Below are 13,980 nucleotides of genomic sequence, written 5' to 3'. Positions count from 1 at the left end.
TCAAGTTCCCGTCATCCGGAAGACTCCTGGAATACACCCGAGATTCTCATGAGCCCCTCATGTGCCGTTGGTTGCGTGTGCCTGGCCGGTCGGTCCGCAACGTATGAGCAAGGAGGCGCATGGTGTTCCTGTCCAAGGCAGCCGCGGCGCGTGAGCAGCGGGGAGGCGGGGAGCAGGGGAGCGAGGAGCCACTGCACGTGGCCAGTCGGCTGCACGCGTTCAACCGGTTCGAGTTGAAGTACCTGGTTCCCGTCGACCAAGCGGCCGAGATCCGCGACGAGTTGGCCGAGCGGATGGACGCCGATCTGCACAGCCCGGTCGGCGGGTACGGGGTCTGGAGCCTCTACTACGACAGCCCCCAGCTGCGTTTCTACTGGGAGAAGATCGAGGGTCTGAAGTTCCGGCGCAAGCTGCGCATCCGCCACTACGGCAACCTCGACGGCGTCACCGACGACTCGATGGTCTGCGTGGAGATCAAGCAGCGCGTCAACCGGGTCACGCAGAAGCGGCGCATCATGCTCCCCTACGGCGCGGCACGGCAGCTGTGCGACGAGCGGGGGACGCCGGAGCACTCGCCGAAGGAGAGCGCCTTCATCCAGGAGGTCCTCGCTCTCGTCGTCCAGGCGAACCTGCGGCCCACCGCCATCACCGGCTACCAGCGCGAGGCGCTGGTCGGGCGGGAGGCCGACACCGGCCTTCGCGTCACCTTCGACCGCCGCATCCGCGGCCGGGACCGGGACTTCCACTTCGGCACCCCCACGCCTGAGAACCGGTTCACGGTCCCGCCGCACCTGTCGGTCATGGAGATCAAGGTGAACGAGCGCACGCCGACCTGGATCACCGACCTGGCCGCGCGGCGCAACCTCAACCTCGTACGGATCTCCAAGTACGTGCAGTCCATCGAGGCGTTCGGGCTCGCCCCGCGCTCGGTCTTCCACGTCAACGAGGCGGACCACCCGCCTGTCACCCCCACTGAAGAACAGTCGCTGAAGCAGCGGCCGGCGCAGCACGATGCGTCGTTGAAGGTAGGAGCACAGTGAATTTCGATCTGCAGGAACTCAGCGGCACGTTCAGCGTGGCCGATGTCGTGGCGGCGATGGCGCTGTCGTTCATTCTGTCCACGGTGATCGGCTACACGTACCGGTACACGCACCGGAACGTGTCCTACAGCCAGTCGTACGTGCAGACGCTGGTCATCGTCGGCATGATCGTCGCGCTCATCATGCTGGTCGTCGGCTCCAACCTGGCGCGGGCCTTCTCACTGGTCGGCGCCCTGTCCGTGGTCCGCTTCCGCAATGCGGTCAAGGAGACCAGGGACGTCGGCTTCATCTTTCTGGCCATGGCCATCGGCATGGCCTGCGGCGCCCGCTTCTACACGCTGGCCGCGGTCGGCGCCGTCGTGATCTGCGCCGTCATCCTCGTGATGCACAAGTTCAACTGGTTCGCCCTCAACGTGCAGCGCCAGGTGGTCAAGGTCCAGGTCCCGGCCGGCGAGGACCACACCCCGCAGCTGCGTGACGTCCTCATCAAGTACACCAGCGAGTTCGAGCTGGTCAGCACCGAGACCATCCGCGGCGGCGCGCTGAACGAGATCTTCTACACCGTGCGCCTGAAGAAGGGCGCCGAGCCCGGCGACCTGGTCAACGCCCTGCAGGAACGCACCTCCGGCCAGCGGGTCACCGTCCTGACCGGTTACGACACGACGGACCTGTGATGCCGTCCGCCAAGGCGGGGCGGCGGCTGCGGGACCGGCTGCCCGTGCGCCTGCGCCACCACTGGAAGCCGGTCACGGCGCTGGGCGTCGGGCTCGCCGCGATGGTCTGGTTCCTGGGTGACGCTCGGATCTCCCCGTACGTGACATCGTCCTCGCGCGTCGAGGCGGACGCCATCACGGACAACGTCCAGGGGACGGTGGACCTGTACGACACCTCGGCGTCGCACTCGATCCAACTCACTTACCAGCAGACCGACTTCGACAAGATGATGAAGGAGTTCAAGGACGACGGCACCAAGGACTACATCGAGGCCGACCTCACGATCGACGGCGTGTACCTCAACGACGTCGGGATCCGCCTGAAGGGCAACTCCACGCTGTCGTCCCTGCGCGGCGCCGAGGGCATGCCCGGCGGCGGCCGGGACATGCCCTCGGGAGGGCAGGGGGGCTCGCCGGGCGGTGCTCCCGGTGGCGCTCAGGGTGGCGCTCCCGGGAAGGAGGCCGCCACCGGCACGGGGCAGAAGACCGGAGACCGGGGCCAGACCGCCGGAGGCAAAGGCCAGAACGCCGGAGGCAAAGGCCAGACCGCCGAGGGCAAGGGCCAAGCCGCCGGAGGCCAGGGCGGCAAGGGCGGCGGCATGATGCAGTTCAACCTGTCCGCCGAGAAGCCCGAGGAGCTGCCCTTGCTCGTCAAGGTCGACGAGTACGTCGAGGGCCGCGCCTACCAGGGCGAGCGGGAGATCTCGCTGCGCCCCGGCAGCAACGACCAGGTCCCGGCCAACGAGGCGCTGGCGCTGTCCCTGACCGACGAGAGCGGGCAGAAGGCCGAGCGGTACGCCTTCACCAAGGTGAAGGTGAACAACCGTCCCGCCGCCGCCCGCCTCATGGTCGAGGCTCCCGACACCGACTACGGCGACGACGTGTCCGACGGCAACGCCGTGGTCTACAAGGCACGGGCGAATGGCAGCTTCGAGTACAAGGGCGACGACCCCAGCGACTACGAGGCGTCCTTCAAGCAGCTGAACATGAAGGGCAGCCAGGACCTCGAACCGGTCATGAAGCTCATCAAGTGGGTCAACAAGGCCTCGGACAGCGAGTTCGCGCGCGACCTCGACACATACGTCGACGTCGACTCGTTCGCCAAGTACGTCGCCTCGCAGAACCTGCTGCTGAACTTCGACGACATGGCGGGCCCGGGCAAGAACTATCTGCTCTCCTACGACCTGGACACCAAGAAGTTCTCCGTCCTCGGCTGGGACTACAACATGACCTTCAGTGGCGACGCCACCACCGGTCCCGACGACTCGGTCGGCATGGGTGGCGGCATGCCCGGGGGGAAGCAGGAAGGCGCGCCCGCCGGGGCGGCCGACGGTAAGGCGGCCGGCGGCAAGGCGGTCGGCGGGGACGCGGACGCCAAGGGAGGAATGGGCGGAATGGGTGGGCGCATGCAGCACGTCCTGAAGTCGAGGTTCCTCGACACCGACGCGTTCGACGGTGTCTACCGGAAGGCGTACAGCGAGCTGTACGAGAAGTTCTACGGCTCGGGTACGGCGGCGAAGGACCTCAAGGACATCGCGGCTCAGGCCCGTAAGGCGGGCGCCGATCCCAAGGAGTTCGCCGCCGCTGTCGCCACGCTCCAGAAGACCGTCACCGACCGGAGCGCGGCACTGGCCAAGGACAAGAAGGTGGCCGGCTGACCCGCTGAGGAGATCTCCGGCACCCCGGGCCGCCCCTTTGCGGAGCACCCTGCCCGGGATGCCGGAAATCTTCAGTCATGCCCGCATGTGTGCTCATCGCGCACAGGAATCCTGCCTAGGGTCCGTCTGAATGAACGTCCAGCAGCAGCCACCCGCGCGCACACCCGGCGCCGCACACACCGTCCTGGTCGTGGAGGACGACGCCAGCATCCGCACCCTGCTCACCTCCGCGCTCGGCGCGGCCGGCTATGCCGTGGCGAGCGCGTCCAGCGGGCAGGAGGCCATGTCCGAGGCGGGCAGCCGTCGGCCCGATCTGATCGTCCTCGACGTGATGCTGCCCGACACCGACGGCTTCCAGGTCACCCGCGCCCTGCGCGCCCAGGGCATCTACACGCCCGTGCTGTTCCTCACCGCACGGACCGAGGTCGAGGACCGCATCATCGGCCTGAGCTCGGGCGGCGACGACTACGTCACCAAGCCGTTCCATGTCCAGGAGGTGCTGCTGCGCATCCGCGCCATCCTGCGCCGCACGGGGATCTCCGCCTCCGCCTCCGCCACCGGTGTCAGACCACTCTTGCGGTACACCGACCTCAGCCTGGACGAGGACACCCGCGAGGTGCGTCGCGCGGGCCGCCCGCTGAAACTGTCACCCACTGAATTCCGCCTCCTGGCCTGCTTGTTGTCCCATCCCGAACGCGTCATGGAGAAGGCCGAGATCCTCCAACAGGTGTGGTGGTACGGCTTCTCCGGTGACACCCGGATCGTCGACACCTACGTCAAGAACCTGCGCCGCAAGATCGACCAGGACGGCCCCGCGCTGATACACACCGTGCGCGGCGTCGGATACTGCCTGCGTCTGCCGCGTGACGGGTCCGACACGGTGACACGGTGAGGCGTCCGCGCCCGGGCCCGCGCTCTCCGCGCAAACGGCTGCGGCTCCTGCGCCTCCGGTGGCCACGGTCCCTGCGCAGCCGCCTCGTACTGATCGCGGGGCTGCTGGCCACCAGCGCCGTCCTGCTGTGCCAGCTGGCCGCCCTGACCGTGCTCCGGGGCTGGCTCACCGACCAGGTCGACAGCCAGCTCTTCCACTTCCGTCCTCCGCGCGGGGCCTATGAGGACATCAGGACCGACGGCACACTGCGACGGCCACCGAGGTCGGACAACGCGCTGCCCTCCGACTACCGCGTCCACTTCTACGACGAGAACGGCCGGCTGGTCGCCGACTCCCTGGGCAGCAGCGACGGGCCGGGCCCCCAACTCCCGCAATGTGCCGCCGACTTGCACCTGTCCACGCGGCAGCCGGGCACGGTCTCGGCCGAGGACGGCGCAGGCTCCGGCTGGCGAGCGATCTCCTACCCCGGGCCCGACCACATGCGCGCCGTCGTCACGCTGCCCCTGGACACCGTGGACGGCGCCACCACCAAATTCCTGTGGGTCAGCCTCGGCCTCGGCGTCGCCGTCGCGGTCGGGGTGGTCGTCCTCGGCAACGGCGCGGTCCGCCTGGGGCTTCGTCCGCTCACCAGAGTCGAGCACACCGCCCAGCACATCACCGACGGCGCCCTCGAACTCAACGTCCCGGGAACGGATCCGGACACCGAGGTCGGCCGGCTGGGCCTGGCCCTCAACACCATGCTCGACCGCCTGCGTACAGCACTGCACCGCACCGAGGCCTCGGAACAGCAGCTGCGCCGCTTCCTCGCGGACGCGGGGCACGAATTGCGCACCCCGCTCACGGCCATCCAGGGCTTCGCCGAACTCCTCCTCGACGCACCCGACATGACGGAGCGGCGCCGTCACGAGGCACACACCCTGATCTCCCACAACGCCGACCGGATGAGTCGCCTCGTCGACGACCTGTTCCTCCTCGCCAAGCTCGGTGAGGGCGGTGACATCCGCACGCCCACCATGCACCGCGAACTCGTCGACCTCCTCTCCCTGGCGGCCGACGCCATCGCGACCACCGCGATACGCCACCCCCGACGCGCCATCACCCTGGAACCCCTCGGCGGTCGCACCGTCGGCTCCGACTCCGACTCCGACTCCGAACGCGACCTCGACATCGTCGAGGCGCCCGGTGACCTCCACCAGCTCGCCCAGGTCCTGGGCAACCTGCTCTCCAACGCCTGCGCGCACACCCCCGCCGACACCGGCATCCGTGTCCGTGTCGGCGCCGCGCACACCCCCGCCGAACAGGGCATGGGAAGCGGGGCGACACTGCCACCCGGCACACCCGTGTGTGTCGTCGAGGTCGCGGACAGCGGCCCGGGTATCGGCCCCGACGAGGCACACCGTGTCTTCGACCGCTTCTACCGGGCCACCCCGCCGACGCCGTGCGACGCATCGGTGGCACCGGGCTCCGAGGCCGCACCCGAACCGGGATCCGGCCTCGGACTTGCCATCGCCTCCGCCATCACGGCGGCGCACGGCGGTCGTCTCGAACTGGACAACCACCCGGGCACCGGCTGCACCTTCCGGCTGCTCCTGCCGAACTCGAACGTCGCGGCGTCCCCCGCGGAGTGAGCGTCAGGAGACCGGAGTGGTGGCGGTCGTCTCCTCCGTGGCCGGTGTCCGGGGAGCCGGACCCGTGCCGCTGCGCGCGATACCGATGCCGGTGTATCCGCAGATCACCGCGAACACCGCGCCCAGGTAGCAGAGGAAGGCGTAGGGCGCGTACGTGATCGTCGCCACGCCCAGCGTCGTCGACATGTACATCGCGGCCTCGCTCCAGGGGATCAGCGGAACCATCACCGTGCCGGAGTCCTCCAGGGTGCGGGAGAGGTTCTTCGGGGCGAGGCCCTTGTCGGCGTAGACCTGCTTGAAGCCCTCGCCGGGGATGAGGATCGTCAGGTACGAGGTGCCGGTGGCCAGTGCCACGCCGATCGACGACCCGACCGTCGCCAGGATGATGCCTCCGGTGCGGCGGACGCGGCGCAGCAGGCGCGCGATCAGGACGTCCATGAAGCCGGCCTCGGTGATGATGCCGGCGAACGCGAAGCCGGCGAGGCCGATGAGGACCACGCCCGTCATGGAGGACAGCCCGCCGCGGTCGAGGAGGGTCCGGGCCGCCTCCGGAATGGCCTGCGCGTCCCAGCCGTGCGCGACGAGCATGTCGCTGCTGAAGCCCTCGGACGCGGCGGCGCTCAGCTCGGACAGGGAGAAGCCCTGCACCACGCCGCCCAGGATCGCGGCGACGATCGAGGACAGGATGATCGTCGGCAGCGGCGGCTTGCGCAGCACCGCTCCGACGAGGACCACGAGCGGCGGCAGCAGAAGGAGCGGGCTGAACGTGAACGCCTTGTCCAGGAAGCCCAGAAGTTCCTCCGTCTGCTTGCCCGCGCCCTGCGAGGAATCCGTGTGCATGCTCAGGCCGAGGAAGAAGTAGGCGATCAGCGACACCACCGCGGCGGGCACCGTGGTGTACAGGAGGTGGCGGATGTGCTCGAAGAGGTTGGCGCCCGCGACGACCGGCGCGAGGTTGGTGGTGTCCGACAGCGGTGACATCTTGTCGCCGAAGTAGGCGCCCGCGACGATCGCCCCGGCCGTCATGGGCAGCGAGGCACCAAGACCGCCCGCCACGCTGATGAGCGCGACACCGACCGTGCCGACCGAGCCCCACGACGTTCCCGTGAGCGTGGAGACGACCACGGTGACCAGGAACGACACCGGGAGTATCCAGTGCGGTTCGATCACCTGGAGCCCGAAGTCCACGACCATGGGGATCGTTCCGCTGATCATCCAGGTGCCGGTGAGCATGCCGATCGAGATCAGGATCAGGAGCGCCGGCATCGTCGAGTCGATCTTGCGGCGGATGCCGGTGAGCATCTGTTCCCAGCTCAGGCCGAACCACAGCGCGTACACCCCGGCGAAGCTCGACGCGACGATGAGCAGGATCACGGGATCGAGGCCGAGCCACACCGTCCCGACCACGAGCAGCGCGATCATCACGGCGATCGGGGCGAGTGCCTGAAGGAAGGTGGGGGTCCGGCGCGGCGCCGCGACCGGAGCGGTTTCGGGCATGGGTTCGCTCTTTCCGGGGTGGTGGCGGGCAGGTCGGGCCGGGCCGCCGGGCGTGCCTGGCGGCCGGAGTCCTGCTCCGATGTCTGGGGGTTGTGGGGGAGGGCGCGCGGAACTCCTACGGAGTGGGCTCCGGCGGCGGTCGGTGCTGGGCCAACGGCTCGGGATGTCGCAGCAGTTGGGCCACGCGGTCCGTGGGAAGCGCGGGCGCGTGGTGGCCCCGGATGCCGGTCACCGGGCGGGTGGCGAACAGGGAGCCGAGGACGGCCTCCTCCGTCGCCTCGCACACGGCCCGGAACATCAGGTCCATCAAGGGGCCGTCTTCGGCGAGGGTCGAGGAGGTGCGGACCGGCCCGGACGGTACGTGGGGTGTGCGGTTCGTCGTGGACCAGGCCAGGGCGTACTCGCCGCTGCCGTGCTGGACGATGCCGCCGGTACGGGCCAGGCCGACCGAGGCGCGCTTGGCGATGCGACGCAGCTGGCGGGCGTCCGCCGGGGCGTCCGTGGCGACGAGGACGACACAGGAGCCCGCCCCACGCGCGAACTCGGCTTGCTCCGCCGCCTGTTCGGGTGTGAGGTGCCGGCCGATCGGGGCGCCGAGCACCGTCAGGTCCGCCGCCTGTCCGAAGTTGGCGAGGACGAGGACGCCCACGGTGAAGCTGCCGTCGCCGTCGCCGGCGTCGACGAGCCGGGAACTGGAACCGATGCCCGCCTTCCAGCCGAAGGACACCATGCCGGTGCCCGCCCCGACGGCACCTTCCGCCACGGGTCCGTCGGACGCCGCGGCCAGCGCGTCGAGGACGTGACCCGGGCGGACGAGGAGCCCGCGAATGTCATTGAGCCAGCCGTCGTTGCACTCCAGGACCACCGGGTTGACGGTGCCCGTGGAGACACCGATCTCCGGGTGGTCGAGCAGCGCGTGCCGGGCCAGGCCCTCGAAGGCGGCTCCGACGCCGAGCGTGTTCGTCAGCGCCAACGGCGTTTCCAGTACGCCGAGTTCGACGACCTGGCTGAGCCCGGCGGCCTTCCCGAACCCGTTCACGACCTCCAGGCCCGCGGCCGGTTTGTGGCGGAACAGGGAGTCGGGGGCGGGGACGACGACGGTGACACCCGTCCGCGCCGGCTGCTCCTCGTCGTCATGGTGGAGGGTGAGGTGCCCCACGCGGACACCTCGTACGTCGGTCAGGGAATTCGACGGGCCGGGCGGCAGTGTGCCCGGCGCGATCCCAAGCGCGCGGGGGCGGGGTCGATGCGTCACGTCGCCTCCGCTCGGCCGCCGCGGCGCGCGGGAGTGGCCACCTCGCCGAGGTCCGCGTGCTGCGTGTCCGACCGCATGGAGTGCAGCAACTCGGTCTCCACCAGGGAGAGATGGGCCTCCATCAGGCTCGCGGCGAGATCGTCGTCGCCGTCCGCGACCGCCTCGGCCATCGCCTCGTGGTCGGTCAGCGAGGCCTCCGTGTGGGCGGGCCGCGACAGAAGGCCGCTGCGGAGCACGATCACCTGCTGCTGCACCAGCCACACCTGCTCGGCGATCCGGGGGCTGTGCGCGGCCTCCATCAGCGCACGGTGGAACTCGAGGTCCAGGTCGTACGGGAGCTTGCGTCCCGTCTCGCGCGCCGTGCGGGAGCGCACGCACACCTTGCGCAGGCGGTCGACCTCCTTGGGCTGCCTGCGGAGCGCGGCCAGGCGCGCCGCGCGGCATTCGAGCGCCGAGCGCAGCTCGAACAGCGCCGCCACGTCCTCGGGGCCCGCCGTCAGTACGGCGGCCCCCTTGTTGGGCACGTGTACCAGCAGCCCGTCGCTCACCAGCTGACCGATGGCCTCGCGCAGCGGGCTGCGGCTGATGCCCAGATCGCGGGCGATCTCCACCTCGTTCAGGCGGGAGCCCTGCGGCAGTACACCGGTGAGGATCTGCTCGCGCAGCATCTCGACCACCTGTCCCGCCAGGCGGCGGTGGACCAGTCCGGTCACGGGAACCTCCGAGAAGTAAGAGCGACGGGCGTTGAGCAGCCGAAACGTGTGGCCAAAGTGTCGACAGACGTCAGTGGACAGGCGCCCCGAACTCCCTGTCAAGGGTTCTCGGCGATCGTCTTTCATCGCGGACAACTGTCGACACTTTCCGTCGAAACTGATAACTGTCGACACTTGAAAGGCCGTGGCGTCCACCGCCGGGGCTCCGCACCACCGACCGTCGAAGGACACTCATGACCGCCGCAGTCCCCAGCAAGTCCACGCCCGTGTCACCGGCTCCGCGGCCGGAGTGGCCCGTGCTCGCGGAGGTGTGGCGCGGTGACTTCCTCGAGTCCGTGCACCACGGGTCGGTCGTGGTGCTCGACGCGGACGGCGCCGCCGTGCTCGCGGCGGGACCCGTCGACAGCCCCATGTACCCGCGGTCGTCCAACAAGCCGCTCCAGACCGTCGGCATGCTCCGCGCGGGCCTCGACCTCGACGGCGAACTCCTCGCCCTCGCCTGCGCCAGCCACTCGGGCGAGGCCTTCCACCTCGACGGGGTACGCCGGATCCTCGCGGGCGCGGGGCTCGCCGAGGACGCCCTGCGGTGCACCGCCGCCCTGCCCATCGGCGTCGACGCGCAGCCCGCGCACCTCGCCGCGGGGCTCGGCCCCAGCCGGATCACGATGAACTGCTCGGGCAAGCACGCGGCGATGCTGGCCACGTGTGTGGCGGCGGGGTGGTCCCTCGACGACTACCTCGACCCCGGCCACCCCCTGCAGGTCGCCCTGCGCGAGGCGCTGGAGGATCTCGCGGGGGAGAAGTCGACCTCGGTCGGTGTCGACGGCTGCGGCGCCCCGCTGTTCGCGCTCACCCTCACCGGCCTGGCGCGCGCCTTCGCGAGGCTCGCGGCCGCGGCCGACGGCACCCCCGAGAACCGGGTGGCCACCGCGATGAACGCCCACCCCGAGTACGTGGGCGGCACCGGCCGCGACGTCACCACCCTCATGCGGGCGCTCCCCGGCGTCGTGGCCAAGGACGGGGCGGAAGGCGTCTACGCGCTCGCCCGCCCGGACGGCTCCGCCGTCGCCCTGAAGATCGCGGACGGTTCGCAGCGGCCGCGCCCCGTGGTGATGACCGCCGCGCTGCGCCACCTCGGCGTCGACGTGGACACCGATCCCCAACTGGCGGCGCTGACCGAGGCCCCCGTCCTCGGGCACGGCGAACCCGTCGGTGCGGTACGGCCGTCGGCGGTGCTCGACACCGCCGCGCAGCGAGCATGAACCGCCTGGCCGGGCGCCCGTAGCGCCCGCTGTGCACGGATCGAGCCGGACCTCATCGCGAGAGCGGCCACGGTGCTCGGTGCAGCGCGCGGCCCCCGCGCCCTCACTGACGAGAGAGTGCGGGGGCCGCGCGTGCCCGACAGCCCGGGCGCCTACCGGATCTCTCCGGTCGGCGCCTCTTCGGACGCCTACGCGACCGTGCGGATGAGCTTCTTGTTCACGAACTCCTCGATGCCCGGACGCCCCAGCTCGCGGCCGAAGCCGGAGCGCTTGACGCCGCCGAAGGAGAGCTCGGCCCCCTCGGCGCCGACGCCGTTGATGAAGACCATGCCGGCCTCGATACGGTCCGCGACCCGCTGCGCCTGGTCGGCGTCGGTGGTGAAGATGTACGAACCGAGGCCGTAGGGGGTGTCGTTGGCGATCCGCAGGGCGTCGTCCTCGTCGGCGGCCTTGAAGACCATGGCGACGGGGCCGAACAGCTCCTGGCGGGCCGTGGCGTGCTCGGTCGTCAAACCGGTGAGCACACCCGCCGGGTAGTGCGCGCCGTCGCGCTTGCCCTCGGAGTGCAGCGTGGCGCCCTCGGCGACGGCCGCCGCCACCTGGCGCTCCAGGTTGTCGGCCGCGGCCACGGACGACAGCGGTGCGCCGGACTGGCGCGCGAGGAGCTGGGCGGCGAACTTCTCCACGAACGCGTCGTACAGACCGGAGACGACGACGAAGCGCTTCGCGGCGTTGCAGGCCTGGCCGGTGTTGTCGAGACGGGCGGCGACTGCCGACTCCACGACCGCGTCGAGGTCGTCGGCGGACAGTACGACGAACGGGTCGGAGCCGCCCAGTTCGAGGACGACCTTCTTCAGGTTCCGGCCGGCGATCTCGGCGACCGCCGCGCCCGCCCGCTCCGAACCGGTGAGCGAGACACCCTGCACGCGCGGGTCGGCGATGACGTCGGCGATCTGCTCGTTGGTGGCGTAGACGTTGACGTACGCGCCTGCGGGGAAGCCCGCCTCGCCGCACAGCTTCTCCAGGAGCGCCGCCGTGCCGGGACACTGCGGGGCGTGCTTGAGCACGATGGTGTTGCCGAGGGCGAGGTTCGGGGCGGCGAACCGGGCGACCTGGTAGGCCGGGAAGTTCCACGGCATGATGCCGAGGAGGACGCCGACCGGGCTGCGGCGGACGACCGCGCGGCCGGGGCCGGAGGTGACGTTCACCGCTTCGTCGGCGAGGTACTCCTCGGCGTGGTCGGCGTAGTAGTGGTAGATGTCCACGCAGAAGTCGACCTCGCCCTCCGCCTCGTCGCGCGGCTTGCCCATCTCCCGCACGATGCTGTCCGCCAGCTCGGTGCGGTGCTCCGCGTGCAGGTCGCCGAGGCGGCGCAGGAGCGCGGCGCGGTCGGCCACGGTGCTGGTGCGCCCCCATGCGGTGGCCTGGTGCGCGGCGTCGACGGCCGCGGACACCTCGGCGTCGGTGGCGGTGGAGTAGGTCTCGACGATCTCGCCGGTGGCCGGGTCGGTGACTGCGTACATCGAATCTCCAGAAAAGTGCGAGGGGGCAAGGAACGAGGTCGGCATGCGGTCCTCACGTGCCGCGAGGCCGACTGGGAAGAACCCTACGGCTCCGCGGCGCCGCGGGCTCCGGCGGCCGACCGGAGTTCGACGTGGTCGATTCCGTGTAATCAGTCCATCCGGTTCCGGCCCTGTGGGGATGTGCGGGACACTGGAAGAGCCGCGACGGGCCGGCCCGGCCGACGGGGATTCGCGGCAGAAGGAGGCTGTGTGATGGAACAGGGGGAGCGGGACGAACGTCTCGCGCGGGCATTCCTGGAGCTGGCCGACACCCTCCAGGACGGTTTCTACCTGGTGGACTTTCTGCACGTACTGACCGACCACATGCGCGAGTTGCTGGACGTGACGGCGATCGGGGTCGTCATGGTCGACGCCCAGGAGCGGCTGGTCGACGTGACCGCGTCCACCCACACCGCCCATCAACTCGAAGAGGTCCAGGTCGAGTTCGACGAGGGGCCGTGCAAGGAATGCTGCCTGGGCCACGAGCAGATCGGCCCCGTGGACCTGACGCTTCCCACCATCGCCGACCGCTGGCCACGCTTCACCAAGGCCGCCCGCGCGGCCGGATTCACGACCGCGGCCGCGCTTCCACTGCGGTTGCGCGAGGAGGTGATCGGATCGGTCAACATGTTCCACACCCGCCCCGGGGCCCTCCACCCGGCGTCCCTGCGCCTGGGGCAGGCGCTGGCCGACGCGGCGACCATCGGCATCTTGCACCACCGCCTCTCCGTGGACCAGGCGGAGCGGGTCGGCCAGTTGCAGACCGCGCTCAACAGCCGCATCGCCATCGAACAGGCCAAGGGCGCCCTCGGGGCCCGGCTCAGCATCTCACCCGACATCGCCTTCGAGTGCCTGCGGGCCTACGCCCGCTCCCAGCGGACCTCGCTCACCCAGCTGTGCCTGCGCGTCGTCGAGGGCCAGGTCCCCGCCGAGGTGTTCGCACCGCCCCCGGCCAGACAGCAGCGTCCTTGAACGTCCCCGCCGCCAACGTCCTGCGGCTCACGCCACCGGCAGCCCACCGCCCAAGCCGAGGAGTGCACACCCGGTGTCCGCAGATGCTCCAGACATCCCCGCTCTCCTGGCCGCCGCCACCCACTCCGGCCACGGACTGAGCGCACTCGCGCCCGCCTCCTGCGCGCACGCGCTCGGCCTCGACGGCATCACTCTCTGCCTGCTCAACCACTCCGGCCTCGAACTGGTCTGGTACGACCCGTCCCACGCGGCCGGAATCGCCTTCGCGGACCTCGAGTTCACCCTCGGCGAGGGACCCACCCATGACGCCGTGCGCACCGGCGATCCCGTCCTCGTCCCCGACCTGCACACCGTGCCCGAGGAGCGGTGGCCCGCCCTGCTGCCCGCCGCCCGCGACGCCCCTCCGCGCGCCGTCCACGCCGTACCACTGCACCTCGGGGCCACCCGACTCGGCGCCCTGACCGGCCACCGCGCCGCCCCCGGCCCACTCACCCGCCCCCAGATGCGCCAGTTCCTCGCCCTCGCCGAAGGCGCCGTCACGATCCTCACCACCCCCGCGGGCATCCACGACATGCGGTCGGACCAGCCGCTGCCTCTGCACCGAGCCGTCGTCCACCAAGCGACCGGCGCCCTGACCGTCCACCTCGGCGTCCCCCTCGACCAGGCACTCATCCGGCTGCGCGCCTACGCCTTCACCCACAACCGCCCGCTCGAAGACGTCGCACGAGACGTCGTCCACCACTACGCCACCCTGGACATGCCATCCTGCTGATGTGTGCCGCCAGGCA

Annotated in this window: 12 protein-coding genes; 8 read left to right on the top strand and 4 right to left on the bottom strand. The window is 70.5% G+C overall.

Going from position 1 to position 13,980, the window contains the following annotated elements:
- The first annotated feature begins 119 nt into the window (after positions 1 to 119).
- From ACWD2L_RS23260 to ACWD2L_RS23240, 5 genes are all read left to right on the top strand, one after another.
- Positions 120 to 1,040, top strand: a complete 921-nt coding sequence (locus ACWD2L_RS23260; protein WP_451191080.1) for a VTC domain-containing protein — start codon at positions 120 to 122, stop codon at positions 1,038 to 1,040.
- A complete protein-coding gene (locus ACWD2L_RS23255; RefSeq protein ID WP_451191077.1) occupies positions 1,037 to 1,714 on the top strand; it encodes a DUF4956 domain-containing protein in 678 nt (225 codons plus the stop codon). The genes ACWD2L_RS23260 and ACWD2L_RS23255 overlap by 4 nt, the downstream gene beginning before the upstream one ends.
- Positions 1,714 to 3,411 (top strand): CotH kinase family protein, encoded by a 1,698-nt coding sequence (locus ACWD2L_RS23250; RefSeq protein WP_451191074.1) that lies wholly within the window; start codon positions 1,714 to 1,716, stop codon positions 3,409 to 3,411. The genes ACWD2L_RS23255 and ACWD2L_RS23250 overlap by 1 nt, the downstream gene beginning before the upstream one ends.
- 130 nt (positions 3,412 to 3,541) lie before the next feature.
- On the top strand, positions 3,542 to 4,303 hold the full coding sequence (locus tag ACWD2L_RS23245) for a response regulator transcription factor (protein ID WP_451191071.1): 762 nt from the start codon (positions 3,542 to 3,544) through the stop codon (positions 4,301 to 4,303).
- Positions 4,300 to 5,931, top strand: coding sequence for a HAMP domain-containing sensor histidine kinase (locus tag ACWD2L_RS23240; RefSeq protein ID WP_451191069.1), 1,632 nt, complete (start codon positions 4,300 to 4,302; stop codon positions 5,929 to 5,931). Before ACWD2L_RS23245 ends, ACWD2L_RS23240 begins: the two co-directional genes overlap by 4 nt.
- A 3-nt stretch (positions 5,932 to 5,934) precedes the next feature.
- Here ACWD2L_RS23240 and nhaC read toward each other — a convergent pair whose 3' ends face one another.
- The 3 genes from nhaC to ACWD2L_RS23225 form a co-directional block, all read right to left on the bottom strand.
- A complete protein-coding gene (nhaC, locus tag ACWD2L_RS23235) occupies positions 5,935 to 7,428 on the bottom strand; it encodes a Na+/H+ antiporter NhaC (protein WP_451191066.1) in 1,494 nt (497 codons plus the stop codon).
- A gap of 115 nt (positions 7,429 to 7,543) precedes the next feature.
- Entirely contained in the window at positions 7,544 to 8,683 is a 1,140-nt protein-coding gene (locus ACWD2L_RS23230; RefSeq protein WP_451191063.1) for a DmpA family aminopeptidase, read from the bottom strand.
- Entirely contained in the window at positions 8,680 to 9,396 is a 717-nt protein-coding gene (locus ACWD2L_RS23225) for a GntR family transcriptional regulator (protein ID WP_451191060.1), read from the bottom strand. Before ACWD2L_RS23225 ends, ACWD2L_RS23230 begins: the two co-directional genes overlap by 4 nt.
- Positions 9,397 to 9,629: 233 nt before the next feature.
- On the opposite strand from ACWD2L_RS23225, the gene ACWD2L_RS23220 reads away from it, so the two are divergent.
- Positions 9,630 to 10,658 carry an asparaginase gene (locus ACWD2L_RS23220; protein WP_451191057.1) on the top strand — a complete coding sequence of 343 codons (1,029 nt, stop codon included), beginning with the start codon at positions 9,630 to 9,632 and terminating at the stop codon, positions 10,656 to 10,658.
- Between the two features lie 188 nt (positions 10,659 to 10,846).
- Here the strand turns inward: ACWD2L_RS23220 and ACWD2L_RS23215 are convergent, their stop codons facing one another.
- On the bottom strand, positions 10,847 to 12,181 hold the full coding sequence (locus ACWD2L_RS23215) for an NAD-dependent succinate-semialdehyde dehydrogenase (RefSeq protein WP_451191054.1): 1,335 nt from the start codon (positions 12,179 to 12,181) through the stop codon (positions 10,847 to 10,849).
- 252 nt (positions 12,182 to 12,433) lie between these two features.
- Here ACWD2L_RS23215 and ACWD2L_RS23210 point away from each other — a divergent pair, with 252 nt between their 5' ends.
- Both ACWD2L_RS23210 and ACWD2L_RS23205 read left to right on the top strand, forming a co-directional pair.
- Positions 12,434 to 13,192 carry an ANTAR domain-containing protein gene (locus ACWD2L_RS23210; protein WP_451191051.1) on the top strand — a complete coding sequence of 253 codons (759 nt, stop codon included), beginning with the start codon at positions 12,434 to 12,436 and terminating at the stop codon, positions 13,190 to 13,192.
- Between the two features lie 73 nt (positions 13,193 to 13,265).
- Positions 13,266 to 13,964, top strand: a complete 699-nt coding sequence (locus tag ACWD2L_RS23205) for a GAF and ANTAR domain-containing protein (protein ID WP_451191048.1) — start codon at positions 13,266 to 13,268, stop codon at positions 13,962 to 13,964.
- The last annotated feature ends 16 nt before the right edge of the window (positions 13,965 to 13,980 follow it).

Source organism: Streptomyces sp. NPDC002754 (assembly GCF_053592315.1).
The sequence above is the reverse complement of the archived record's forward strand: the minus strand, read 5'-3'. Positions and strand labels throughout refer to the sequence as shown.